Genomic DNA, 24623 nt, shown 5'->3' on the forward strand with positions numbered 1-24623 from the left:
TCACCGCCGACCAACGCGGGAGCCCGGTGCGGACCGGGCTGAGAGGACGGCTGACAGCCGCCGACCGCCAGAACCTGCTCCGGGTAATGCCGGCGAAGGGAGTTTGCGCGATGAACAGCGCGCGTTTTTCCAAGATTTACACCGGTGACCTGCGCGTGCCGATGCGTCAGGTGCGGCTCTCCGACGGCTCGGCGGTGACGCTGTACGACACCTCGGGCCCGTATACCGACCCCTCTGTCGAGACGGACGTCAGGCGGGGGCTGCCGCGCCTGCGCGAGCGGTGGGCCGGCGAGCGCCGGGCGGCGGGGGAGCCGGTGACGCAGGTCGCCTGCGCGAGGAAAGGGCTGGTCACCAAGGAGATGGAGTTCGTGGCGGTGCGCGAGGGCGTCACCCCCGAGTTCGTCCGGCAGGAGGTCGCGGCCGGCCGGGCCATCATCCCCGCGAACGTCAACCACCCCGAGTCCGAACCCATGATCATCGGCCGGAACTTCCTCGTGAAGATCAACGCCAACATCGGCAACTCCGCCGTGACGTCCTCCATCGAGGAGGAGGTCGAGAAGATGGCCTGGGCCACCAGGTGGGGCGCCGACACGATCATGGACCTGTCCACGGGCCAGGACATCCACGAGACCCGCGAGTGGATCATCCGCAACTCGCCGGTGCCGGTCGGGACCGTACCCATCTACCAGGCGCTGGAGAAGGTGAAGGGGCGCCCCGAGGCCCTGTCGTGGGAGGTCTACCGCGACACCCTGGTCGAGCAGTGCGAGCAGGGCGTCGACTACGTGACCGTGCACGCGGGGGTGCGGCTGGCGTACGTGCCGCTGACGGCCCGCCGCAAGACCGGGATCGTCTCGCGCGGCGGCTCGATCATGGCCGCGTGGTGCCTGGCGCACCACCGCGAGAGCTTCCTGTACGAGCACTTCGACGAGATGTGCGAGCTCCTGGCCCGTTACGACGTGTCGTTCTCGCTCGGCGACGGGCTGCGTCCCGGGTCGATCGCGGACGCCAACGACGAGGCGCAGTTCGCCGAGCTGCGCACGCTCGGGGAGCTCACCCGGATCGCCCGCCATCATGATGTCCAGGTGATGATCGAAGGGCCGGGCCACGTGCCCATGCACAAGATCAAGGAGAACGTCGACCTGCAGCGCGAGCTCTGCGACGACGCGCCGTTCTACACGCTCGGCCCGCTCGTGACGGACGTCGCGCCCGGGTACGACCACATCACCTCGGGCATCGGGGCCGCCATGATCGGCTGGTACGGCACGGCCATGCTCTGCTACGTCACCCCCAAGGAGCACCTCGGCCTGCCGGACAAGGACGACGTCAAGACGGGCGTGATCACGTACAAGATCGCGGCGCACGCGGCGGACCTCGCCAAGGGGCACCCGGGGGCGCAGGCGTGGGACGACGCGCTGTCGAACGCGCGGTTCGAGTTCCGCTGGGAGGACCAGTTCGACCTGGCGCTCGACCCCGACACGGCCCGCGCCTTCCACGACGAGACCATGCCCGCCGCGCCCGCCAAGACGGCGCACTTCTGCTCGATGTGCGGGCCCAAGTTCTGCTCGATGCGGATCAGCCACGACGTGCGCCGGTACGCTGCCGAGCACGGGCTGGCCGAGGAGGAGGCGCTGGAGGCGGGCCTGGCGGAGAAGGCCGAGGAGTTCACCAGGCGGGGCGCCTCGATCTACCTGCCCGATCCCGACGCCGTGAACTAGGAAATAATGTGGCTGGTGTGCGATTGATCCGTAGTCCCGAGCTGGCGCAGACGGTCGAGTACGCGTACGCGGCCGTCGCCGACGTGCCGGTGCGCGCCATCTGGGCCGCGGGTGCCTGTCCACTCGACGCCGGCGGCAAGACCGTCGCGGTGGGCGACATCGCCGGTCAGACCCACCAGGTGATGCGCAACCTGGTCACGGCGCTGGAGAGCGCCGGCGCCACGCTGACCGACGTGGCCAAGACCACCGTGTACGTCGCCTCGTCCCGCCAGGCCGACCTGGTCGCGGCCTGGCGGGTCTATCGCGAGTACATGGGTGACCATGACGTGCCCAGCACGCTGCTCGGGGTCGCCGTGCTCGGCTATCCCGACCAGCTCGTGGAGGTCGAGGCGGTCGCCCTGATCACCGGGCAGGTTTAGCTGATATTGAGCAGGCCCGCGTCGACGACACGGCGGCCGAAGGGACGGGCCAGCTCGGCCAGGCGCTCGCAGCCCTCCTCGCCCAGCGCCTCGTACGCCGGCATGGCCAGAATGTCCGTGCGGTCCTCGATGTGCTGGCGGAGGGCCTTGCCTTCCGTGGTGAGGGTGTCGCCGGCCACGAGGTCGCGGTCGCGTAGGCCGTCTTCCGCGGCCACCCACTCCTCCTCCGGCCAGGCGCGGCTGATTTTGAGGAAGGGGGTGGGTACCGTGCCGGTGGCGGCGTGCAGGATCAGGGCTTCGAGGCCGGTCACGCCCTCCGCGAGGAGCGTGGCGACGTGGCCGTCGCCGCGGAATTCGCGGAGGAGGGTTTGGGCGTGCCAGAGCTGCAGGAGCGGGTCATCCGGCCAGGGGAGGGTGGCGTGGGCGGCGAAGAGGGGGCGGCCCTGGGGGTGTTCGCAGGCGGACTCGGCGGCGCGGCGAGCCAGGGTCAGGGTCTGGTTCAGCTCGGGGAGCTCGTGGATGGCCGCTCTGTTCAGGGCTTCCGCGGCGGCTTGGTAGCGGGCATCGAGGATCTGTTCCGGGGTGACGGCGGCCCAGGCATCCCGGAGCGACCGGCGTACGAGAGCCGGGCAGAAGTTGTAGAACGTGGCGATGACCAGGTCGGCGGAGGCACGGCCGAAGGGGGCGCTGCGTGAGGTGAAATATCCGGACATGCCGGTTAGGCCCAGCTCGGTGTAGCGCCGGGAGGCTTCGGGGACGAAGTAGATCATGCCGTGGATGGGCTCCAGGCGGCGCCAGGCGCGGCGGGCAGATGTGGTTGTGGTGGTCTTCATGGCTCGATGCCTCCGTGCGGGGGGTGGCTGACCTCGTGCTCCACGGCTCGACAGGGAATGGCTCAGGGGTTGGTCAGGGAGTCGACGAAGCGCGACATTCCGGTTAGCCATCTGTCGGGGTCCTCGGCCTTGCGGCGTACGAACTCCGCCACCTCAGGGTGCGGGAAGATGTGGAAACGCTCTGATTCGAGCCCTTCGATGACCGTGCCGGCCACGTCTGACGGGTCGAGGATGGCGCCTGAGGCGGTCACGGCGCGGGCGGTCAGGTGGTCGTCCTCGATCCCGTGCTCCAGCATGGCCGTCCGCACGCCCTGCGGGCATAGGACGCTGACCTTGATGCCCTTGGAGGCGTAGTGGATGGCCAGCCACTCCGCGAACGCGATCGCCGCCGCCTTCGTCACCGCGTACGGCGCGTCGCCGGGGCAGCTGATCAGGCCGGCGGCGGAGCAGGTGTTGAGGAGGTAGCCGCCGCCGCGGGCGATCATGGACGGTACGACGGCGCGGGCGGCGTAGACGTGGGCCAGCACGTTCACCCCATAAAGGCTGCTCCACTCCTGGTCGGAGGCGTCCAGGCCGTGACCGCCGATGATGCCCGCATTGGAGCAGAACAGGTCGACGGGGCCGAACGGGGTCTCCGCCAGCGCGGCCACCTCCGCCTCCGACGACACGTCCACTCGTACGGCGGTCGCGCGGTCGCCGATCTCCTTCGCCACCGCCCGCGCGCCGGTCTCGTCGAGGTCCGCGATCATCACCCCCGCCGCTCCCTCCGCGGCGAACCTGAGGGCCATCGCCCGGCCGATCCCGCTGGCCGCGCCCGTCACGACCACGAGCTTGTCCCGTACGTGCATGAACGTCCCTCCTGAGGCCGGAACCAGAACATGATTCTACTGCGGCCGAGCCTGATCAGATGAGAGGTTTCTCATCTGGGCCTCAGCGTGGTCTCCTCGAAGGGCGTCAAGGTCAACTCATGAAGCATCGGGGAACGATGATCCTCCTGGTCTTGGGGGTGGCGGTGGCCGGGTTCATGTCGGTGGGGCTGGTGCGGGCCGCCGATGACGGGCCGGACCTGGGTGAGCCCGTCGTGGTCGAGCGGGTGCCCGGCGAACGCGTGACGAGCACGCCCGCGTCCACGGCCTCGCCCTCGGCCTCGACAGGGAATGATGGGGAGCCCTCGCCCACGAAGAGCGCGAGTGAGCGGCCCTCACCCCGAAAAACAAAGGCGGAGCCGGTCAAGCCGCCATCGCCGAGACCCGGCGGCGGCGATGACGACGATGCTGATGACGACGACGGCGGTGGCGGGGATGGCGATGACTGATCGGGAGGTCGCATGCGGGTGAGCGCCCGTGCCCGGATCGTGGGCTGGATGCTCGCCGTCGTCGGCCTCGCCCTGTCAGTCTCGATCTTCGCGACCTGGACCATCCTGCTCACCCTGCTCGACGACCGAGTGAACCACGAGCTGAGCAACGAGGCGGAGAAGCTCCGGGGCTACGCCGCGACCGCGCGCGATCCGGAGACCGGGAGCACGGTCACCAATGTCCAGGAGCTGCTCGAGGGATATCTGGCGTTCAACGCGCCCGACCGATGGGAGACCTTCTTCAGCATCGTCGACGGCGAGCCCCACAAGAGGACCGGGGTCGAGCCGCCGGCGCCCCTCGACGAGGATCCCGACCTGGTCGCGCGGATGGCCACGGTCACCACGAACTATGCCGGCGAGATGGAGACCGCGAAGGGAACGGTCCACTACGCGGTGATCCCGGTGACCGTGCCCGACGATTCCCGGCCGGCCCACTTCGTCGTGGGCATCTTCTATGACCTGCACCGCGAGGAGATCGAGGACGCGGTGCGGGTTCTCGGGCTGTCCGCGCTGGCGGCGATGGGACTGGCGGGGGCGGCGGGGTGGTTCGTGGCCGGGCGGGTGCTGGCGCCGGTCCGGCTGGTCAGCCAGACCGCGGAGCAGATCAGCGACTCCACCGATCTGACGCGCAGGCTCGACGTGCCGGGCGACGACGACGTGGCCGCGCTCGCCGGGACGTTCAACCACATGCTCGACCGGCTGGAGCAGGCCTTCGTCGTGCAACGGCATTTCATGGATGATGCCGGGCACGAGCTGCGCACGCCGATCACGGTCGTCCGCGGTCACCTGGAGTTAATGGGGGACGATCCGGCCGACCGCGCCGAGACCCTCGCCCTGGTCACCGACGAGCTCGACCGGATGAACCGCATCGTCGACGACCTCATCACCCTCGCCAAGGCCGAGCAGCCGGGGTTCCTGGCGCTGGACCACGTCGAACTGGCCGATCTCACGGTCAGCGTGGTCGCCAAGGCCCGCGCGCTCGGCCGGCGCCAATGGCGGGTCGACGAGGTGGCCGAGGCCCGCGTGCCGGCCGACCGCCAGCGGCTCACGCAGGCGCTCATGCAGCTCGTGGCCAACGCCGTACGCCACACCACGGACGACGACCTGATCGCCGTGGGCTCTGCCATACGCGACTCGCGGGTCGAGTTGTGGGTACGCGACAGCGGACCCGGAGTCGCGCCCGCGGATCGCGAACGCATCTTCGGGCGGTTCATCCGCGGCGTGGGCCGCACCGGCACCCATGACGGGGCCGGGCTGGGGTTGGCCATCGTCAGATCCATCGCCGAGGCCCATGGGGGCAATGTGAAGGTGACCGAGGCTCCGGGTGGCGGGGCCTGCTTTGTCATGTCCATCCCGCTGTGGGATCTGTGGGAGTTGCGGTGAACCGTATTCTGATCGCCGAGGACGAGGCCAGGATCGCCTCCTTCGTGGAGAAGGGGCTGCGGGCCAACGGCTTCGTGACCGCCGTGGTCGCGGACGGGATCGCGGCCTACGACCTGGCCTGCGCGGGCGGGTTCGACCTGCTGATCCTGGACATCGGGTTGCCGTTGAGCGACGGGTTCACCGTGTTGCGGCGGTTGCGGGAGTCCATGGTCACCATCCCTGTGATCATCCTGACCGCTCGTGACAGCGTGAGCGACACGGTGGCGGGGCTGGAGGGCGGCGCGGACGACTACATCGCCAAGCCGTTCGCCTTCGACGAGCTCCTGGCCAGGGTGCGGTTGCGGCTGCGAGCCGACCGCACGCCGGAGGTGACCGTGTTGCGGGTGTCGGATCTGTCGCTGGATCTGCGTACGAGGCGGGCTTATGTCGGGGAGCGGGCGGTGGATCTGTCCACCAGGGAGTTCGCGCTGGCGGAGATCTTCTGCCGCCATCCCGACCAGGTGCTGACGCGTGAGCAGTTGCTCAGCCATGTCTGGGGGTTCGATTTCGACCCCGGGTCCAATGTGGTGGACGTCTACGTGCGCTACCTGCGACGCAAGATCGGCGCGGATCGCATCGAGACCGTCCGGGGGACCGGATACCGCATGAGAGTTGCCTAATCATCAGCTCACAGTCGCTTCACTCCGCACGTAGAAGCTGTTCATCAACGGAACTACGGGAGGAGCGGTCGTGATAGCCGGACTGGTTATGGACCTCGTGGCGATCATCGCGCTGGCCTACGGGCTTTACTATCGGCGGCACCACCGGTGTGACCTGCTGTTCGCCTATGTGGCGCTGAACGTGGGGATCTTCGCGGTGGTGTCGCTGCTGCTGGTCCAGCGGGTCGACATCGCCGTCGGGTTCGGCCTGTTCGGGGTGTTGTCGATCATCCGGCTCCGGTCCAGCGAGATCACGCAGCAGGAGATCGCCTACTACTTCGTCGCCCTCGTGCTGGGGCTGGTCAACGGCATCGCGGGGTCGTGGCCGCTGACAGCGCTCGCACTGAACGGGGTGCTGCTGGTGGTGATGTACATCGCCGACCATCCCGGGTTCCTCGGCCGTACGCGGCATCAGGTCGTGACGTTGGACGTCGTGCATGCGGATCCGGACCTGTTGCGGGTGGATCTGGAGAGCCGACTGCGGGCGCGGGTGCTGCATTGCGTGGTCACGCAGGTCGACTACGTGCGGGACGTGACCGTGGTCGACGTCCGCTACGTGGTTCCGAAGCTACCGGCGGGGGTGCGGTGACGGGGTCGGGTTGGAGCTTGGTGGGGCCGAACTGGTGGGGGTTTGGTGATGGCTGAGCTGGACGCGGAGGTGTTGCTGGCCGGGGTGGTCGGGGCGGTGGCGCCGATCGGACTGGCGGAGGTGCCGGAGTTGATGAGCCGGGTGGACAACAAATACCTCGTGACGGCCTCGACGATGGCGCGTCTCGCGAGGGAGCTGGGGGATCGGTTCGACGTATTGGAGATCGAGGGGCGGCGGCAGTTCCGCTATAGCTCGACCTACTTCGACACGCCCGAGCTGCTCACCTTTCACCAGCATCGGCAGGATCGGCGGCGCAGGTTCAAGTTGCGTAGCCGTACCTATCTGGACAGCGGTGGGCGGTGGTTAGAGCTGAAGCTCAACGGGGCGCGTGGCCACACTGACAAACACCGCATCCCATACGACGACGCACCGGCACAGACCCTCACCCGGGAGGCCCTGGACTTCGTGCGCGACACCCTGCTCAGCGAGCTGCGCCTGATCGCGCCGGAGACGCTGGGGCCGGTGTTGTCCACCGACTACAAACGGGTGACGCTCATCGACAGGTCCGGCATGGCCCGGCTCACCTGCGACACCGGGCTGCTCTGCCGTGATGGCCTGCGTACTGCGCCGGCCCGCCGTGATCTGGTGCTGCTGGAGTCGAAGTCGGCGGACGGGAAGGCCGTGGTCGACAAGGTTCTGCGTGGGCTGGGGGTGCGGCCGGTGACCGTGAGCAAATACTGCCTGGCGGTCGCCGCGCTCCGGGAGCTCCGGGCTAACCGCTGGCATCCGGTGTTGCAGCGTTATCTCGCCCCGAGGCCGGTCCCGGGTCACCGCCGGCCGCCATCTGGACGGTCGAGATGCTGGTGGTTGCAGGCATAGTGCTGAGCCACGCACGACGGCGAGCCCGGTCACTTATGGGGGAGCGCGGTGGCGACAACGGGCGGTGCCACCATTCCCACCTGCTCGCACCCGCCGGCCGCTCCAGGGCGGCGGAACTGCGTCCTGTGCTTCATGCATGTTGACGCCTATTTGCGGTGAAACCAGTAAATGAGCGTCGTACGAGGGGAAGGCGCAAAACAGACTTTATTCAGCCAAAAGGGATATTCCTAATGCTTGACAGGATAAATGAGATATCGGGTGTCAAGCTGGGTGCGGACGGATATCTTGACGATTTCTGGCCCAACTTCCGGAAGATCGATGACGTGTTCTGGAAACTCGAACGCGTCCAGAGTTTCCGTGAGGCCGGAGAGCCCAGCTGGGACGTGATGCTGGAGGGCGACTGGGATCGTTCGCTCAAGCTGATCGATGATAGGCGTGCGCACGAGGGGACCGCGAGCGTAGCCCGCAGGCGCCTGCGCATCGTCGAACACCCTGTTACCCCATACCTGCGATGGGAGATGCATGTTCTGGCGCTGCGGGTCGCGACCGCGGAGCACGTCCGGGTGCTCGATGCCCAGGAGGTGGCCGATCTCGAGGTCGGCCGGCGCCTGCCTGAGCTGGTGCTGCTCGGCACTTCGGTGATGTACGAGGTGACGTACGACTCCTCGGGGACCCACAGCGGCGCCCGGCGGATCGACGACCCTGAGGTGATCGCGGCCTGCCGCGGCGAACTGGACAAACTGTTCACCGCCGGCGAGGAGTTCCGGGCCTACTATGAGCGCGAGATCGTCCCGCTGCCTGTTCCTCAGGTGACTATCTGAAGAGCCAGGTGTGCCCAGCCGTCTCATATCCCGATGAGTCGCACCGGATCTCCGCAGAGTTTCTTCATGTCGTCGATGTCTGAGGTCAGCATGACAACAGGCCGTTGCTGTCGTACTGCCATTTCGGCGATCGCAGCGTCGATCGCGTACTTGTGTCCGTGCAGTCCGGCGCCGATCAGCAGTGTGGACGCCGCCTTGGCCTCCTTGTCGCTGATCGGGGAGATGCGCAGGCCGGAAAGGAGCCAAGCCAACCGCGTCTGATCGGTGCGGCGGTGGGCGGCTTCAACGATCGCCAGCGCGTTGATCAACACGTCCATGCCCCGCCCACGCGCCTCGGCGACCAGTGCGACCGTGGGTTGATGGTCTTCGAGCAGCTTCGTGAGACCCTCGCGATCCAGTACGAGGTTCCCCGCGTGGCTCAGCTTGTGGCGGGCCACTTGAAAAATACCCGGCCGTTCACAGGGGCAGGCCGCCGGTGGCTGCGTTGGTGGAGCCGGTGGCCTGGTAGGCGGCGATGGTGCGTTCGGCGATGCGCATCTGGTGGATCTCGTCGGCGCCGTCGGCGAAGCGGGCCCAGCGGGCGTGCTGGAACATGTTCGCCAGCGGCGTGTCCGTCGAATAGCCCAGGGCCCCGTGCACCTGGATCGCCCGGTCCACGATGCGGTTGAGGCTGTTGGCCACGAAATGTTTGGCCATCGACACCTCCGTACGGAAGTCCTCGCCTTTGTCGATCTTGGAGGCGGCGTGCAGGACCATCAGCTTGCACTGGTAGAGCTCCATGGCCGAGTCGGCGATCAGCCACTGGATGCCCTGCTTCTCGGCCAGCAGGGAGCCGTGGCTGTAGCGGTTGAGCGCGCGGTCGACCATCATGTCCAGGGCCGTCTCCGCCTGCGAGATCCAGCGCATGCAGTGGGCGAGGCGGGCGGGGCCCAGGCGGTACTGGCCGAGGCGGTGGCCGTTGCCCCTGCCGCCGAGGATCTGGGTGTCGGATAGGCGCAGGTCCTCGATGACGATCTCGCTGTGGCCCGTGGAGCCGTGCATCGTCTCGACCTCGCGCACGTCGTTCCAGCCTTGTTGCGGGAGGTCCACGAGGAAAGCGGTGTTGGCGCCGCGTGAGCCCTCCGGGACGTCCTGCTCTGTCCTGGCGATAAGGATGGCGAAGTTGGCGCGGCGGGCGTTGGAGATGAACCACTTGTGGCCGTTGACGACCCACTCGTCCCCGTCGCGTACGGCCTCCGTGCGGATCAGGGTGGGGTCGGAGCCGGCCACTTCCGGCTCCGTCATGGCGAAGCAGGACATCTGGACACCGTCCAGGAGCGGGCGCAGATACTTCTCCTTCTGCTCGTCCGTCGCCCAGTGCAGGAGGGTGTGCATGTTGCCCTCGTCCGGGGCCATGCAGTTCAGCACCCACGGGCCGATGCGGGTCTTGGCCGCCTCCGACTGCACCATGGCCAGCTCCACGTGGCCCAGTCCCATGCCGCCCCACTCCTTCGGCATGTGCGGCAGCCACAGGCTTTCCGCCTTGGCCTGAGAACGGAGGCGGAAGATCGTCCGGAGATATTCGTCGCGGTCGTCCGCCTTCACCTCCTCCATCGCGGGGATGACGGTGCCCTGGATGAACGCGCGGACCCGCTTGCGGATCTCCTCATGCTCAGGGGCGAGGGTGAAATCGATGGCCATATTTCTCCTTATCACGATGATGCGGGGTAGTGGCAGGCGAGCCAGTGGTCCTCGCCGATCCGCCTGATCTGGGGCTCCTCCTCCGCGCACTTCGCCGCCGCACGAGGGCAGCGCGTACGGAAGCGGCACCCCGTGGGCGGGCTGACCGGGGACGGCGGTTCGCCGCTGATCAGCTTGTCGGCCGGCGGGAGGGCCAGGTCGCCGCCCGGGATCGAGGCGATCAACGCCCGGGTGTACGGATGCGCCGGTGTGCTGATCAGGTCGGCGCTCGGCGCGAGCTCGCACACCTTCCCCAGGTACATCACCATGATCCGGTCACTGACGTTCTTCACCACGGCCAGATCGTGGGCGATGAAGACGAGGGTGAGCCGGTACCGATCCTTCAGGTCCTCCAGCAGGCCGAGGATCTGCGCCTGTACGGAGACGTCCAGCGCCGAGACGGGCTCGTCGCAGATGACCACCTCCGGGTCGAGGATCAGGGCCCTGGCGATGGAGATGCGCTGGCACTGCCCGCCCGAGAACTCGTGCGGCCGCCGTATCGCCGCCGTCGCCGGATCGAGCCCGACCGCCTCCAGCACCTCGTCCACCCGGTCGCCGGGGAGGTTCCACACGCGGGGGCCCTCTCCGACGATGTCGCGGACGCGGCGGCGCGGGTTCAGGGAGGAGATCGGGTCCTGGAAGATCATCTGGAGGCGGCGGCGGGTTTTGCGCAGCGACTCGCCGCGCAGGCCGGTCAGTTCCAGGCCGTCCAGCTGGACCGAGCCCGAGCGGGGCGGCGGGAGCTGGACGAGCGCCCTGGCGGCGCTCGACTTGCCGCAGCCGGACTCCCCGACGATGCCGAGCGTCTCGCCCCGGGCCAGGTCGAAGCTCACCCCGGAGACCGCCCGCACGGTACGGCCGCGGCCCGCGGGGAACTCCACGACCAGATCCTGCACCCGCAGCAGCACCTCGTCACGGGGACGGAGGTGAGCACTCCCGCTACCGGCCACTGCTCTCAGCCTCCTCCGTGAAGTCGGCCGCCGGCTGTTGGGTTCCCGCCAACGGGCCGGTCGCCGGTGGCGGGGAGATGGCGGGTGTCAGGGGGAGCGGGTACCAGCAGGCGTAGTGGTGGCCGTCCTCGAAGAGCGGCGGCGCCTCACGCCCGCACCGCTCCTGCGCGTAAGCGCACCGAGGCTGGAACGCGCACCCCGCGGGCAGGTCCACGAGGTCCGGCGGCCGGCCGGGGATGACCCGCAGCCGATGGTGCACAGGATCGGTCAGCCGGGGCGCGGCCTGCAGCAACGCCTCCGTGTACGGCATCCGCGCCCGTGAGAACACCGACTCGGCGGGCCCCCGCTCCACCACCTTCCCCGCATACATCACGATCACCTCGTCGGCCCACCGAGCCACCACGGACAGGTCATGGCTGACCAGCACCACCGCCATGTCGCGCTCCTCACGCAGCCGGTGCAACAATCGCAGCACCTGATCCTGGATCGTCACGTCGAGCGCGGTCGTGGGTTCGTCGGCGAACAACACGTCAGGCCCGCACGACAACGCCATCGCGATCGTCACCCGCTGCCGCATCCCGCCCGACAACTGGTGCGGATACCGGCGCAACATCCGTTCGGGGTCGGGGATGCCGACCGAGGCGAGCAGGCGCACGGCCTCGGCACGGGCCTGCCTGCGCCCCATCCCCAGGTGCACCCGCAACGGCTCCATCACCTGGGTGCCGATCCTGCGCACCGGGTTCAAAGCGGTCATCGGGTCCTGGAACACGGTCCCGAGCTTGGGCCCGAGGACTGACCGCATCTCCGATGGGCTGTAGGTGGTCAGGTCGTCGCCGGACAGGTACACGTTCCCGCCCCGGACGGAGGTGCCCGGCAGCAGTCCCAGGATCGAGCGGATCAGCATGGACTTGCCCGACCCCGACTCGCCCACGATGGCCAGCGTCTTCCCGCGTTCCAGGGTGAAGGAGACGCCGTCCACGGCCTTGACGACGCCGCGCGGCGTGACGAAGTGCGTGCGCAGGTCCTCGACCTGCAGCAGGCAGTCGCGGATCGGGTGCGTCGCGGCGGGCAACGAGGAGGCGGGGGCGGCCTGGCGGACCGGCTCCAGGCCGCTCTCCCGCACGTCCGTCAGGGACCTGAGCCGGTCGCCGACCAGGTTGAACGACAACACCGTCAGGAACATGACCACCGAAGGCGCCAGCACCACGTGCGGCGCGGTCTCCATCAGCGTGCGGCCCTCGTTGATCAGCCCGCCCCAGGTGGGCGTGGGCGCCTGGACGGACAGCCCGAGGAAGGCGAGGCTGCCCTCGGCGACCACGACCACGGCCATCCCGATGAACGCGTACGACGCCGCGGGCACCGCCACGTTCGGCACGATCTCCCGCCACAGGATGCGCCGGTCCCGGGTGCCGAGCACGCGGGCGGCCAGCACGAATTCGCGTTCGGCGTAGGTGAGGGTGGAGCCGCGGATGAGCCGGGTCCAGGAGGGCACGCCGAGCACGCCCAGGACGATGAGCACGTTACGCAGGTTCGCCCCGGCGAAGGCCACCACGGCCAGCGCGAAGACGAGCGCGGGGAAGGCCTGCGCCACGTCGTTGACCGCCATGATGATCGCGTCCGTGGCCCGGCGGCGGTACCCGGCCAGGATGCCCAGCGGGGCGCCGATGCCCAGGCCGAGCAGCACGGCGCCGATGCCCACGCCCAGCGAGACGCGGGCCCCGTACACGACCCTGCTGAGCACGTCGCGGCCGAGGCCGTCGGTGCCGAACGGGTGAGCGAGGCTGGGCCCGGACCGCGGCGGCCCGGCCAGCGTCTCGTCGTAGCGGGGGAACGGTAGGAAATCTGCCAGCAAAGCGAGACAAATCACGATAAAAAGCCAGGCCACCGCGGCCCAGAAGCCGAACCCCAGCCGCCTACGCACGACGGATCCTGGGGTCGACGGCGGCGTACACGAGGTCCACCGCGAAGTTGACCGCAACGTAGCCGACCGAGATCAGCACGACGCCTCCCTGAACCGTCAGGTAGTCGCGGGAGAAGATGGAGTCGACGATGAGCCGCCCGACGCCGGGCAGGCCGAAGAGGGTCTCGATGATCACCGTGCCGCCGATGAGCGCGCCCAGGTTGAGCCCGACGGCGGTGATCAGGGTGATCGCGGAGGGCCGGAGCGCGTGCCGCCACAGGATGCGGCGCGGCGACAACCCCCGGGCGCGGGCCAGCGTGATGTAGTCCTCCTGGAGGGTCGCGATCAGGTCGGTACGCAGCAGCCGCGCGTACACGGCCAGTTGCCCGCAGCCGAGGGTGACGGCGGGCAGGATCACCGAGGTGAGGTTCCAGCCCAGGTCCACGGAGATGGGGGTCCACCCGGTCGCGGGCACCACCTGCCAGGTGACGGCGAAGACCAGGATCAGCAGCACCCCGAGCACGAAGACCGGGGTGGACAGCAGCGCGAAGCTGAGCGCGGTGAGGGCCTGGTCCAGGGCCTGGCCGGCGCGGCGGGCGGCGGCCAGGCCCACCGGGATCGCCAGGCCGAGCGCGATGAGCTGCGCCGCCACCAGCAGCTCCAGGGTGACGGGCAGCCGTTCGGCCAGCTCGGAGGCGACGGACACCCTGGTGATGTAGGAGTCGCCGAAGTCGCCGGTGACGAGCCCGCCGAGCCAGTCGAAATAGCGCACCAGCAGCGGCTGGTCCAGGCCGAGCTCCTGGCGGAGCTGCGCGCGGGCCTCCTCGGTCGCCGACAGGCCCAGGATCTGCGTGATCGGGTCGCCGGGCAGCAGGTTGAGCAGCACGTACGAGAGGAAGGTGACTGCGAGCAGGACCACCAGGAGCCGGACCAGCCGGTGGGCGACGATCACCGCTGGCTGACCCAGAGCTGCGCGAACGGGTGGTACGGGATGGGCGACCCGGTCAGCGGCAGCCCCTTCTCGCCGTCGGGCAGCGTGTATTCGCCGATGCCGCGCACCTTCGTCCTGGCCACGATGGCCCCGGTGTTGAGGTGGTCGATGAACACGAACGGCACCAGCTCCCGCAACCGCTCCTGCACCGTCCCGTACGCCTGCTTGCGCGCGGCCTCGTCCGGATTGCTCCGGCCGACGTCCAGGGCGGCGCTCAGCTTGTCGTCCTTGAGCCGGGCGAAGTTGAGCGAGACGGCGCCGACGGGCTGGGCGTAGGCCCGGTGCATCCAGATGTACTCGCCGTCGGGGTCGGGGGCGGAGAACTGCGTCCACACGGTGGCCGCGAAGTTGCCCACCACGGCGCGGTTGATCAGGTCGGCCTGGTCGGCCTGCTTGATCGAGACCTCGATGCCGGCCTTGCGCCACATGTCCTGGGCCAGCTCGACGCCCTGCATGGTGTTCGGGTCGGGGGTGGAGATCAGCTCGAAGCGGATCGGGCCCTTCTCCGCCTCCACCTCCTTGACCAGGGCGGCGGCCTTGGCCGGGTCGTAGTCGGGGTAGCCGCCCGCGGCGTACCACTTGGAGTCCTTCGACCACGGCCCGTCGGCCGGCTCCGTCAGCCCGCCGCGCAGGGTAGAGATGACCGTCTTGCGGTCGGTGGCGTAGGCGAGGGCCTTGCGCACGCGTACGTCGTCGAGCGGCGCCACGGTGGTGTTGAGCATGAAGAAGTATTCGGGCACGGCCATGCCCTGGGCCCGGTGCACCGTGTAGGCGTCCTTCAGCGCGCCGAACTTGGTCAGGTCCTCGTCGCGGGAGGTCCCCATGGCGTCGATCCCGCCGGACTCCAGCGTCTGCGCCCGCGTCTGGCTGTCGGGCAGGATCCGGAACTCGATCTCGTCCAGGTACGGCAGACCGGACCGCCAGTAGCGCGGGTTACGGGTGACCACCATGCGGTTGTCCGGCACGTACTCCTTGAAGATGAACGGCCCGGTGCCCACCGGCTTGAGGCTGGCCGACTTGGGGTCGTTGAGCGAGGCGGGCGGCACCACCATGCCGATCTGCGCCGCCAGATAGTACGGGAAGGCCACCCACGGCTGCTTCAGCTGCACCTTGACCGTCATCGGGTCGGCCAGCTCGAACGACTTGACCGGCACGAATACGGCCGCGTTCAGCGGCGAGGCCTTCTGCGCGTCGAGGTTGGCCTTGACGATGTCACCGGTCAGCGTGATGCCGTCGGAGAACGAGACGCCCGGCCTGACCTTGATCGTCCACTCGTCGTACGCCTTGTTCGGGGTGAGCGACTCGGCCAGGTACGGCTTCCAGTCGCCGTTGGCGTCCACGGCCACCAGCGGTTCGATGATCGCGCCCGCCATGCTGTAGCTCTGCGCCGCGAACTGGTCGGTGACCGGGTTGAACCCGTTGGCGTCCGCGCTGAGCCCGTACACCAGGCGCCCGCCCTGAGCGGGGCCCGACGACGACGGCGAGCCGGGTTGCGGTCCCGCGACCGGCCGCTGACCGCTGCACGCCAGCATCACCATCGAGGCCAGCAGCAGCGTGGCCGGCGTCCTCCAGCGTTTCATCCACGCCTCCTCCCGGTTCATCCCCCGAGAGCAATTTCACCGATAGTACTATCGGTGAAAAAGCGCACAAGTCCTGAAGGGGCTGCTGTGATGAAAACGCCGCTCACCAGGAGCGAGGCCAAGGACCTGACCAGGCGCAAGCTGATCCGCGCCGCCCTGGCCATCCTCGACGAGGAGGGCGAGGCCGGGCTGACCACGACCAAGGTCGCCAAGGCCGCCGGCATCGCGCAGTCGAGCTTCTACGTGCACTTCAAGGACCGGCAGGATCTGCTGCTGGTGCTCGCCGAGGAGGGCGGCGAGCGGCTGCGCGGGTCGATGCGGGAGGCCCGGCGCAAGGCCCGTGAGGCCCCCGGCGACCTCGAACGCCACCGCGACACGTTCCGCATCCCCCTGGAGGCCATCTGCCGCCACCCCGAGTTGCTGCGCATCCAGCTCCGCGCCCGGCACGACCCCTCGTCCTCGCTGCGCGACTTCGCCCGGCAGACGGCGGCGGCCTACCGCGAGCACCACGCGGCGGACCTGGCCGCGCTCGGCTATACCGCCGACAACGAGCACGACCGGCGCCGGCTGGAGATGATCGCCGAGGGGATCGACGCGGCCACCAACGCCCTGGCCATGGGGCACCTCGAAGGCCGCTATCCCGATCTGGCGGAGTGCGCCGACATCCTGACGGCGTTGTCGAGAGGCGCGCTGCGGGTGCTCAGAGCCACCTCAGGCGGGCCTGCGCAGCGGGGTGAAGGCCCAGGACATGCGGGGCTCGACCGCCCAGTGGAGGAGCTTGCGGACCGGCGGCGTGCACAGGACGGTGGCCGCCACCAGGCCGAGGACGGTCGAGAGGAGCAGGCCCAGCTCGAGCCGTTCGGCGATCTTGACCACGAAGCCGTGGAGTAGGTAGGCGTACATGGTGGCCGCGCCCAGCCCGCTGAACCAGGTGTGCCGCGCCGGCGTGATCGCCAGGAACGCCGCCACCAGCACCGCCCCCGCGACCAGCAGCCCCAGCCGGATGGCGGTGCCGGTGAGGTCGTCCACGCCGATCTCCGAGTTGGACAACCGCCACCTGATCCACTCCGTCGGCACGGCGGCGTGCACGAGCAGCGCCGCCGCCAGCCCCACGCCGAGCGTGAGCGCTCCGGCCAGCCTCATGTACGGGCGGCGCAACAGCTGGAAGTGCTCCGGCCGCAACATCAGCCCCAGCACGTAGAACGGCAGCAGGCCGAACGTCCTGTTCATGGCCAGCTCGTCCGGCAGCTTGCTCATCCCGGTCAGCAACGACAACCCGAGCGCGACCGCCAGCGGCCACCTGAGCTGCTGCCACACCGGCGTCGACAACCGCCACAGGAACAACGACAACAGGAACCAGGTCAGGAAGTACGGCTCCAGCAGTGTCAGATTGAACTTCCCGTACAGGATGAGCCCCGGCAGCGAGTACGCCGTCTCGAAGATCAGGTACGGCACCGCCAGCGTGGAGATGAGCTTGCGCGCCTTACCGGCCGAGAACGTGAACTGCCGTGACAGATAGCCGCTGAGCACGATGAACAGCGGCATGTGGAACAGGTAGACGTAGAAGTAGAGCGCGTGCACGATGGCCGCGTCCCGGTGGGCCTCGATGAGGTGACCGGTCACCACCAGCACGATGGCCAGGTATTTGGCGTTGTCGAAGAACGGATCCCTGGCGGTAACGGGCTTGGCGGTAACAAGGGAACTCACAGATCAGGCACCCTAGCCAACGGATCCGTAACCGCCAGGAAACCGAAGGTGAGGGGTTACTGAAGGGTAGGTGTCACGTTGGCCGCCAGCGCGGCCGCCGCCGCGCCGTCCAGCCTCCCGTCCACCACCGCCGTGACGACCCGCCTGGTCAGCGTGGACTCGACGACCAGCGGCCGATCCCAGGCCAGCGCCTGACCCACCCCCGGATACTCCTCCACCCGAACGAACCAGGGGTCGTCGGCCGCCTGGACGAAGACGAGCGTCCACTCCCGCCCGCCGGGCGTGCTCCCGGACATGGCGATCCAGGGGCCCCGGCTGCCGTGCGTGTCTCCCGGAAGGGTCGTCCTGGCGGTGGAGGTCCCGGGAGCACGCCAGAAGAAGCCGCCATAGCCCGCGCCCGCCCGGCCCTTGGTGGCCGAGCTCTGGATCTCCAGGGGAGCGCCGGTGAGGTTGGTGAGCGAGAACGTGAAGTCCAGCAGCCAAGCCTCGCCGTACGGCCGCGCGGCGACCGTACGCTCCTCGCGGGCCACCGACCCCCGGGGCCCTACCCACTCCAGGTGCTCCACGAAGCCGTCGTCGGAGAGCCGCGAGAATGCCAGGTGGCGCTGCGTGCCGTGATCGTCCAGCCAGGTGGGCCCCTGGTCCTTGACGTAGGTGCGGCCGCCCCAGAAGTTCGCGCCGCCCAGGTCGGCGATCGCCACGCCGACCCCGAGGTGGTGCACGTGATCCTCGGGGCGGAACTCGGTGACCTCGACGCCGCCGAGCGTCCGCACCGGGTGCAGGTAGGGCCGGGGCGAGTCGGTGACGGGCAGGTCGGGCCGCCACTCGTACGAGGCCACCGCCTGGCCCGCGACCTGCAGCTCCACCCGCGTCCACGGCACGTCCAGCTCGGAGTAGAGCGCCAGCTCCTGAGCGCTGCGGGCGGTCAGGCCGGCGACGCCGGGCAGGAACCGGTGCGTGACCTCGCCGGAATCGTCCTTTTCCACGATCTGGTGCCGCTCGGGGATCGGCAGCGGCTCCGGCGCCAGCCGCACCGCGTCCAGCACCCGCGTGAACGACTCCGTGCGCGAGAGCGGCACCAGCAGGCCGGCCCCCTCGCGGACGTGCGCGATGAGGTTCTCCAGCAGGCCGGTACGCGAGTGCACGGTCGTCTCGACCGAGCCGTCCGCGTGCTCGACCCTGAGCCGGTCCTGCGTGTAGACGAAGGTGGCCCGGCCCGCGTCGCCGTGCACGACCAGGTACGGCTCGTCCCGCTCCGGCGCGCACAACGTGACCGCGATCGTGATCACGAGCCCGTCGTCCATCCGGATGCGCACGCAGGACGTGTCGTCGGCCTCGATCGGATGGGCGCGGTAGAGTTCGGTCTCGATCTCCGCGATCGGCCCGTCGACCAGGGCTAACGCGGTGGCCACGGCATGCGCGAACGGATTGGTCAAAGCCCCGTCCACGACGTCGACGCCGTCCAGCCGCCGCCGCCCCGACCAGGCGGACCGGGTGAAGTAGGACGAAGGGCGTTCCCAGGAGCCGGCGCCGCCGATGCCGCGGACCCGGCCGATGGCGCCGCTCGCGATCAGCTCGCGCAGCGCGGGGATCGCCGCCGAGCCGAGTGACTGGAACCCGACCTGGCAGGCCAGCCCGGTCTCCGCCACCGCCGCGGCGATCCGCCGGTGCTCCTCGGGGCTGGGCGCGGGCGGCTTCTCCAGCAGCACGTGCGACCCGGCGTGCAGCGCGGTCACCGCCAGGTCCGCGTGTGTGTGGATCGGCGTGCAGATGATCGTGATCTCCGCGCCGGTCTTCTCGATCAGCTCGCGCAGGTCCGGCGACTGCGACGGCGAGCCGAACTCCACCTCCACTGGGCGCACGTCGCAGATCCCGGCCAGCTCGATCACGCCCAGGTTGGCGAGCCTGCGCAGGTTGCCCAGGTGGTGGCGGCCGTGCCCGTGGGCGCCGGCCAGAACGACCTTCATCACGACCACCTCAGCCCGAGGCCGGCATGGTCGCCCGCGCGCAGCACGCCGCCGGAGATCGCCACGGGATATGGCTCCGCCAGCAACCCCAGGGCGGCGAACGAGGCGTCCTCCACGTCCTCCACCATGACCGGCAGCGGCAGGGCCAGCGCGAGTTGCCCGGACATCTCGCTCAGCAGGTGCGGGTAGACCGGCACGTCGTACGTCCTGGCCAGGTCTGCGATCCGGCGGAACGGCGTGATCCCGCCGACCCGCACCACGTTCGGCTGGACGACGTCGCAGGCGCCCGCCGCGAGCAGGTCGCGGAAGCCGTAAGTCGTGTAGACGTTCTCGCCGACCGCGACCGGCACGTCGATGGAGCGGCGCAGCTCGACGTGCGCGGCCACGTCGTCGGCCGGCAGCGGCTCCTCGATCCAGTGCAGCCCGAACTCCCGCAGCGCGGCAAGAGCCCGCCGCGCGCGGTGCAGGTCCCAGCGCTGGTTCGCGTCGATCATCAGCAGCCGGTCGGGCCCGATCACCTCGCGGACCGCGGCCACCCGCGCCACGTCCTCCGCCAGGTCGGGCCGGCCCACCTTGATCTTGACGCCCCGGTATCCGGCCGCCACCCAGCGCCCGGCCTGTTCGACCAGCTCGTCCAGGGGGTAGTGCAGGTTGACACCGCTGCCGTAGACCGGGACCTCGTCGCGCCGCCGCCCCAGCACGTCGGCCAGGCCGCTGCCGCCGCAGCGCAGGTCCCACAGCGCCAGGTCGATCCCGGCCAGCGCGATCGTGGTGATCCCGCCGGGGCCCGCCTCGCGCAGGTGCCGCCACAGCCGGTCCCACACCACCTCGGGGTGCGCGGGCAGCCCGATCAGCGCCTCGCGCAGGTCGTACTCGAGCAGCGCCTGTACGGCCCGCGCCCCGATCTGCGGCGTCCACGAGAACCCGGTCCCTGTGCGCCCGTCCTTGAGCGTGACGTGGGTGACGATCACGTGGTTGGCGGGCACGTCCGCGCCCCAAGGACGGGGGAGAGGGGCGCTGCGCAACTCGGTACGCAGGTCCGCGATCGTCATGTTCAGGATTCCTTGAGTTCGGTGCGCCAGCTCCGCTTGGGCTGCCAGCCGAGCAGGCGCTCTGCCTTGGAGATCGAGAAGGCCGGGGTGGTGCCGGTGAGCCCGGCCGCGAACGGCTCGGTGCCCGGCACGACCTGGGGCAGCAGGTCGGCGAGCGGCTTCCTGGCCAGCGCGTCCGCGGCGCCGGCGAAGAACACCTCGCCGTTCGGCAACTCGGGCAGCGCTTCGCTCAGCACGGCGATCATCTCGGCGGCGTCGCGGGCGTCGATGTAGTTGAACAGCGAGACCCCGCCGAGCTCGGGCCGGTCCAGCCGCTCGCGCACGGTGTGCCCCGACTGCGTGGGCGCGCCCGCCCACTCCTCCGGGGGAATGACGAAGCACGGCCGGACCGCCGCCAGCTTCGTCGCCCCCGCCACGGCGAACGTCTTCATGGTCTGCTCGGCCGCCACCTTGGACAGGTTGTACGCGTTCCACGGGCGTACCGGGTGCTCCTCGTCGATCGGCAGGTACGCCGGCGCCCAGCCGCCGGGAGCGCCGTACCCGATCACGGTGGGGCTGCTGGCCACCACCACGCCCCGCACTCCCAGGGCCGCCGAGGCCTCGCAGACGTTGAACGCGAGCCGGGTGTTGACCTTGTAGATCACCGACTCGGGGAAGCTGAACGGGGTCGCGATCGCGGCCAGATGGATCACCGACTCGGGCCGGAACCTGGCGATCACCTCGAACGCCTCGCCCGTGTCCGTGAGGTCGGCCGGTAAGGCGGCGGCCGCCTCCCCCGGCGTGCCCGGGGCGCGATCCACGCCGATGACCTCGTGCCCGGCCGCCGCGAGCGTGCTGACCACGCTGCGGCCGAGGCGTCCTGCGCTTCCGGTGACGAGGACTTTGCTCACCTTGAGGGGCTCCTTCAAGACTGCAAACAGTTGCACTAAACCTTTGTGTCCCTGAGGCCGAAGCGTCAAGGGGTGATTTCGTTGCCCGCGCGCTAGCTGGGGATTCCCGGTGAGGGGCGGGATTGGGTGGGTGGGCAAGCGCTTTCATCGTACTCAGGGGTTCTGCAAGCGGTTGCGTTAGGGTGGGCGACTGTGACAGTGACGATTCGTGATGTGGCCCGAGCCTCCGGTGTGCATGTGTCGACCGTGTCGCGGGCGTTCTCCGCGCCGCACATGGTGAACGCCGTCACCCGCACGAGGGTGCTGTCGGTGGCCGAGGAGCTGGGATACCGCCCCAACCGGGCGGCTCGGGCCCTCACGACCGGCCGCACCCACAATCTCGGGCTGATCGTGGCCGACATCGCCAACCCGTTCTTCCCGCCGCTGATCAAGGCCGCCCACGCGGCCGCCAGGCAGCGTGACTACCACCTGTTCGTGGCCGACACCGACGAGGAGGCCGCCGCCGAGGAGGAGCTGGTGCAGGCGTTCTCCAAGCAGGTGGACGGCGTGGTGCTGTGCAGCCCGCGCTCCTCCAACAAGGCGCTCGAACGGCTGGCGGAGCGGGTGCCGTTCGTGGTCATCAACCGGCGGTTGCGCGGCGCCGCCACGGTGCTCATGGACGTCGGCCACGGGGCCAAGCTGGCGGTCGAGCACCTGGCCGGGCTCGGGCACCGCCGCGTGGCGCTGGTGTCGGGTCCGGCCGGCTCCTGGACGAGCGCGGAGATCCGGACGGCCGCCGAACGGGTGGAGGGCGTCGAGCTCGTCGTCATCGGTCCCAACGCGCCCACCGAGCGGGGCGGGTTCGCCGCGGCGGGCCTGGTGCGCGACTGCGGGGTGACCGGCGTGCTCGCCTACAACGACCTGGTGGCGATCGGGCTCATCGAGGGGCTCGGCGACTTCGGCCTGAGCGTGCCGGAGGACGTCAGCATCGTGGGGATCGACGATATCGTTTCCGGACGGCTGAACCGTCCCAAGCTCACCACCGTCGCCATGCCCACCGCCGCCGCCGGGCGGCTGGCCGTCGATCTGCTCATCCAGGAGGTGACCGCCACCACCTCGTTGGAGACCCGCCTCGTCATCAGGGACTCCACCGCCCCGCCACGATAACCCTGGTCCTGCAAACGGTTGTACTAATCGAGAGCCAAATTCATCTGACTTATCGGACGGGCACGCTTGCTAGCTGGGGAAACGCTGCAGCGATATATCGGTAACGGCTATGTAACGCCTGCAAAGGGTTGACGTAACTTTCCCGCCAGCTATAGGAAAGCGCTATCCATTCACTTCTCGCCGGAAGGTCCGTGATGACTGAAGTTTCGGTGGCGGTGAAACCCCGGGGCGCGGCGACCGAACCCGTACGCGGCGGCCACCGCTCCACGAAACGCTCCCGCCGCGAGGCACGGGCCGCCTACCTGTTCCTGGCGCCCTGGTTCGCCGGCCTGCTCCTCATCACGGTCGGCCCGATCGTCGCCTCCCTCTACCTGTCGTTCACGGACTACAACCTCCTGGAGGAGGCCAAGTGGGTCGGGTTCGACAACTACGTCAAGATGTTCACCGAGGACCCGAGGTTCCTGAACTCGCTGAAGGTGACCACGATCTACGTGGTCGTCTCGGTCCCGCTGCAACTGGCCTTCGCGCTCGCGCTGGCCCTGGTGCTCGACCGTGGCCTGCGCGGCCTGTCGTTCTACCGCTCGATCTTCTACCTCCCGTCGCTGCTGGGCGGCAGCGTCGCGATCGCGATCCTGTGGCGCAAGGTCTTCGGCTCCGACGGCCTGGTCAACGCGGTGCTCGCGGTCTTCGGCATCCAGGGGCCCGGCTGGGTCGGCGACCCCGACTACGCGCTCAGTACGTTGATCCTGCTGCACGTGTGGACCTTCGGCGCGCCGATGATCATCTTCCTGGCCGGGCTGCGCCAGATCCCCAGGAGCTACTACGAGGCGGCGGCGGTGGACGGCGCGGGCGTGCTGCGCCAGTTCAGGTCGATCACGGTGCCCCTGCTGACGCCGATCATCTTCTTCAACCTGGTCCTCGAGATCATCAAGTCGTTCCAGTCGTTCACGCAGTCGTTCATCGTGAGCAGCGGCAGCGGCGGGCCTGCCGACTCCACCCTCTTCTACACGCTCTACCTCTACCTGAAGGGGTTCAAGAGCTACGACATGGGCTACGCCGCCGCGATGGCCTGGGTCCTGCTGCTCATCATCGCCGGGCTGACCGGGGTGAACTTCCTCGCTTCCAAGTATTGGGTCTTCTATGGCGACACGAAGTAGGCCGATCCCGGTCCTGTTCCGCCCGTTCAGGGGCGGGCGGCTGGCCAGGCACGTGCTGCTGATCGGGTTCGGCCTGGTCATGCTCTATCCGCTGTTCTGGATGATCTCCAGCTCGCTCAAGCCGGAGGAGCTGATCTTCCGGCAGCCCGGACTGTGGCCGAGCGAGGTCACGCTGGAGAACTACACCGAGGGCTGGTACGCGCTGAAGCACCCCTTCGGTTACTACCTGTGGAACTCGGCGGTCGTCACAGGGCTGTCGGTGGTGGCGAACCTGGTGGCCTGCTCGCTGGCCGCCTACGCCTTCGCCCGGCTGAACTTCCCGCTGAAGAGGTTCTGGTTCGCGATCATGCTGGGCACGATCATGTTGCCGTACCACGTGACGATCGTGCCGCAGTACATCATGTTCTCGAAGCTCGACCTGATCAACACGATCTGGCCGCTGGTCATGCCCAAGATCCTGGCCACGGACGCGTTCTTCGTCTTCCTCATGGTGCAGTTCATCCGCACGCTGCCACGGGAGCTGGACGAGGCGGCCGAGATCGACGGCGCGGGCTACTGGCGCATCTTCATCCGGGTCGTCATGCCGCTCTGCCTGCCCGCGCTGGCCACGACCGCCATCTTCACGTTCATCTGGACGTGGAACGACTTCCTCAGCCAGCTCCTGTATCTCAACAACCCCGACAACTTCACCGTACCGGTAGCGTTGCGCACGTTCCTCGACGCCAGCAGCGACTCGTCGTGGGGCCCGATGTTCGCCATGTCGATCATCGCGCTCGGCCCTATCTTCGGGTTCTTCCTGGCCGGCCAGAAATACCTGATCCGTGGTGTCGCCACCACGGGACTGAAGTAAGTTCCTCAACCCCCCAACAGAGG

23 protein-coding genes, 1 pseudogene and 1 riboswitch are annotated in these 24623 nt (G+C 69.0%); of the genes and pseudogenes, 12 read left to right on the plus strand and 12 right to left on the minus strand.

What is annotated here, in order from left to right:
- The first annotated feature begins 5 nt into the window (after window positions 1-5).
- Window positions 6-118, plus strand: a riboswitch (TPP riboswitch).
- Together thiC and ACFLIM_RS05985 are read left to right on the plus strand one after the other, a co-directional pair.
- Window positions 111-1715, plus strand: a complete 1605-nt coding sequence (gene thiC / locus ACFLIM_RS05980) for a phosphomethylpyrimidine synthase ThiC (RefSeq protein WP_393162743.1) — start codon at window positions 111-113, stop codon at window positions 1713-1715. It overlaps the preceding riboswitch by 8 nt.
- A gap of 8 nt (window positions 1716-1723) precedes the next feature.
- Window positions 1724-2134: a RidA family protein gene (locus ACFLIM_RS05985; RefSeq protein ID WP_393162745.1), complete on the plus strand. Its 411-nt coding sequence runs from the start codon at window positions 1724-1726 to the stop codon at window positions 2132-2134.
- On the opposite strand, the gene ACFLIM_RS05990 is transcribed toward ACFLIM_RS05985, so the two are convergent.
- Window positions 2131-2967, minus strand: a complete 837-nt coding sequence (locus ACFLIM_RS05990; protein WP_393162747.1) for an SCO6745 family protein — start codon at window positions 2965-2967, stop codon at window positions 2131-2133. The two genes, ACFLIM_RS05985 and ACFLIM_RS05990, sit on opposite strands and share 4 nt — an antisense overlap.
- A gap of 62 nt (window positions 2968-3029) precedes the next feature.
- Window positions 3030-3815, minus strand: a complete 786-nt coding sequence (locus ACFLIM_RS05995) for an SDR family oxidoreductase (RefSeq protein ID WP_393162749.1) — start codon at window positions 3813-3815, stop codon at window positions 3030-3032.
- 119 nt (window positions 3816-3934) lie between these two features.
- Between ACFLIM_RS05995 and ACFLIM_RS06000 the strand changes: the two genes are divergently transcribed.
- The 6 genes from ACFLIM_RS06000 to ACFLIM_RS06025 all read left to right on the plus strand — a co-directional run bounded on the left by ACFLIM_RS06000 (window position 3935) and on the right by ACFLIM_RS06025 (window position 8691).
- A complete protein-coding gene (locus tag ACFLIM_RS06000) occupies window positions 3935-4282 on the plus strand; it encodes a hypothetical protein (RefSeq protein WP_393162751.1) in 348 nt (115 codons plus the stop codon).
- 12 nt (window positions 4283-4294) lie between these two features.
- Window positions 4295-5704, plus strand: coding sequence for a sensor histidine kinase (locus ACFLIM_RS06005; protein ID WP_393162753.1), 1410 nt, complete (start codon window positions 4295-4297; stop codon window positions 5702-5704).
- The gene (locus tag ACFLIM_RS06010; protein ID WP_393162755.1) at window positions 5701-6363 is read left to right on the plus strand and encodes a response regulator transcription factor; all 663 of its coding nucleotides are present in this window, start codon (window positions 5701-5703) and stop codon (window positions 6361-6363) included. The genes ACFLIM_RS06005 and ACFLIM_RS06010 overlap by 4 nt, the downstream gene beginning before the upstream one ends.
- Before the next feature lie 70 nt (window positions 6364-6433).
- Window positions 6434-6991, plus strand: coding sequence for a DUF4956 domain-containing protein (locus tag ACFLIM_RS06015; protein WP_393162757.1), 558 nt, complete (start codon window positions 6434-6436; stop codon window positions 6989-6991).
- A gap of 48 nt (window positions 6992-7039) precedes the next feature.
- A complete protein-coding gene (locus tag ACFLIM_RS06020) occupies window positions 7040-7870 on the plus strand; it encodes a polyphosphate polymerase domain-containing protein (protein WP_393162758.1) in 831 nt (276 codons plus the stop codon).
- Between the two features lie 230 nt (window positions 7871-8100).
- Window positions 8101-8691: a DUF6879 family protein gene (locus ACFLIM_RS06025; protein ID WP_393162760.1), complete on the plus strand. Its 591-nt coding sequence runs from the start codon at window positions 8101-8103 to the stop codon at window positions 8689-8691.
- A 23-nt stretch (window positions 8692-8714) separates the two neighbouring features.
- Here the strand turns inward: ACFLIM_RS06025 and ACFLIM_RS06030 are convergent, their stop codons facing one another.
- From ACFLIM_RS06030 to ACFLIM_RS06055, 6 genes are read right to left on the minus strand one after another with little or no spacing between them, the layout of a single operon-like run.
- Window positions 8715-9128 carry a DNA-binding protein gene (locus tag ACFLIM_RS06030; protein ID WP_393162762.1) on the minus strand — a complete coding sequence of 138 codons (414 nt, stop codon included), beginning with the start codon at window positions 9126-9128 and terminating at the stop codon, window positions 8715-8717.
- 19 nt (window positions 9129-9147) lie between these two features.
- Window positions 9148-10371, minus strand: a complete 1224-nt coding sequence (locus tag ACFLIM_RS06035) for an acyl-CoA dehydrogenase family protein (RefSeq protein ID WP_393162764.1) — start codon at window positions 10369-10371, stop codon at window positions 9148-9150.
- An 11-nt stretch (window positions 10372-10382) separates the two neighbouring features.
- Window positions 10383-11360 carry an ABC transporter ATP-binding protein gene (locus tag ACFLIM_RS06040; protein WP_393162766.1) on the minus strand — a complete coding sequence of 326 codons (978 nt, stop codon included), beginning with the start codon at window positions 11358-11360 and terminating at the stop codon, window positions 10383-10385.
- The gene (locus ACFLIM_RS06045; protein WP_393162768.1) at window positions 11350-13281 is read right to left on the minus strand and encodes a dipeptide/oligopeptide/nickel ABC transporter permease/ATP-binding protein; all 1932 of its coding nucleotides are present in this window, start codon (window positions 13279-13281) and stop codon (window positions 11350-11352) included. Before ACFLIM_RS06045 ends, ACFLIM_RS06040 begins: the two co-directional genes overlap by 11 nt.
- Window positions 13274-14212: an ABC transporter permease gene (locus ACFLIM_RS06050; RefSeq protein ID WP_393162770.1), complete on the minus strand. Its 939-nt coding sequence runs from the start codon at window positions 14210-14212 to the stop codon at window positions 13274-13276. Before ACFLIM_RS06050 ends, ACFLIM_RS06045 begins: the two co-directional genes overlap by 8 nt.
- Complete coding sequence (locus tag ACFLIM_RS06055) at window positions 14209-15831, minus strand: ABC transporter substrate-binding protein (RefSeq protein ID WP_393162772.1); 1623 nt, start codon at window positions 15829-15831, stop codon at window positions 14209-14211. Before ACFLIM_RS06055 ends, ACFLIM_RS06050 begins: the two co-directional genes overlap by 4 nt.
- Window positions 15832-15921: 90 nt before the next feature.
- Between ACFLIM_RS06055 and ACFLIM_RS06060 the strand changes: the two are divergent.
- Window positions 15922-16095 (plus strand): annotated as a pseudogene (locus tag ACFLIM_RS06060) (TetR family transcriptional regulator); the annotation flags it as partial.
- A gap of 447 nt (window positions 16096-16542) precedes the next feature.
- Here ACFLIM_RS06060 and ACFLIM_RS06065 read toward each other — a convergent pair.
- Genes ACFLIM_RS06065 through ACFLIM_RS06080 form a run of 4 tightly spaced genes read right to left on the minus strand, consistent with a single transcriptional unit; the run spans window position 16543 to window position 21447 of the window.
- The gene (locus ACFLIM_RS06065; RefSeq protein ID WP_393162774.1) at window positions 16543-17538 is read right to left on the minus strand and encodes an acyltransferase family protein; all 996 of its coding nucleotides are present in this window, start codon (window positions 17536-17538) and stop codon (window positions 16543-16545) included.
- A gap of 56 nt (window positions 17539-17594) precedes the next feature.
- Window positions 17595-19505: a DUF6807 family protein gene (locus ACFLIM_RS06070; RefSeq protein ID WP_393162776.1), complete on the minus strand. Its 1911-nt coding sequence runs from the start codon at window positions 19503-19505 to the stop codon at window positions 17595-17597.
- Window positions 19505-20557, minus strand: coding sequence for a mandelate racemase/muconate lactonizing enzyme family protein (locus tag ACFLIM_RS06075; RefSeq protein ID WP_393162778.1), 1053 nt, complete (start codon window positions 20555-20557; stop codon window positions 19505-19507). Before ACFLIM_RS06075 ends, ACFLIM_RS06070 begins: the two co-directional genes overlap by 1 nt.
- A gap of 2 nt (window positions 20558-20559) precedes the next feature.
- The gene (locus ACFLIM_RS06080) at window positions 20560-21447 is read right to left on the minus strand and encodes an NAD-dependent epimerase/dehydratase family protein (RefSeq protein ID WP_393162780.1); all 888 of its coding nucleotides are present in this window, start codon (window positions 21445-21447) and stop codon (window positions 20560-20562) included.
- Window positions 21448-21639: 192 nt separating this feature from the next.
- Here ACFLIM_RS06080 and ACFLIM_RS06085 point away from each other — a divergent pair, with 192 nt between their 5' ends.
- The 3 genes from ACFLIM_RS06085 to ACFLIM_RS06095 all read left to right on the plus strand — a co-directional run bounded on the left by ACFLIM_RS06085 (window position 21640) and on the right by ACFLIM_RS06095 (window position 24600).
- On the plus strand, window positions 21640-22593 hold the full coding sequence (locus ACFLIM_RS06085) for a LacI family DNA-binding transcriptional regulator (protein WP_393162782.1): 954 nt from the start codon (window positions 21640-21642) through the stop codon (window positions 22591-22593).
- Window positions 22594-22787: 194 nt separating this feature from the next.
- Window positions 22788-23750: a carbohydrate ABC transporter permease gene (locus ACFLIM_RS06090; protein WP_393162784.1), complete on the plus strand. Its 963-nt coding sequence runs from the start codon at window positions 22788-22790 to the stop codon at window positions 23748-23750.
- Complete coding sequence (locus tag ACFLIM_RS06095; RefSeq protein WP_393162786.1) at window positions 23734-24600, plus strand: carbohydrate ABC transporter permease; 867 nt, start codon at window positions 23734-23736, stop codon at window positions 24598-24600. Before ACFLIM_RS06090 ends, ACFLIM_RS06095 begins: the two co-directional genes overlap by 17 nt.
- Window positions 24601-24623: the final 23 nt, after the last annotated feature.

Source organism: Nonomuraea marmarensis, from assembly GCF_043197025.1.
Lineage (GTDB): Bacteria > Actinomycetota > Actinomycetes > Streptosporangiales > Streptosporangiaceae > Nonomuraea > Nonomuraea marmarensis.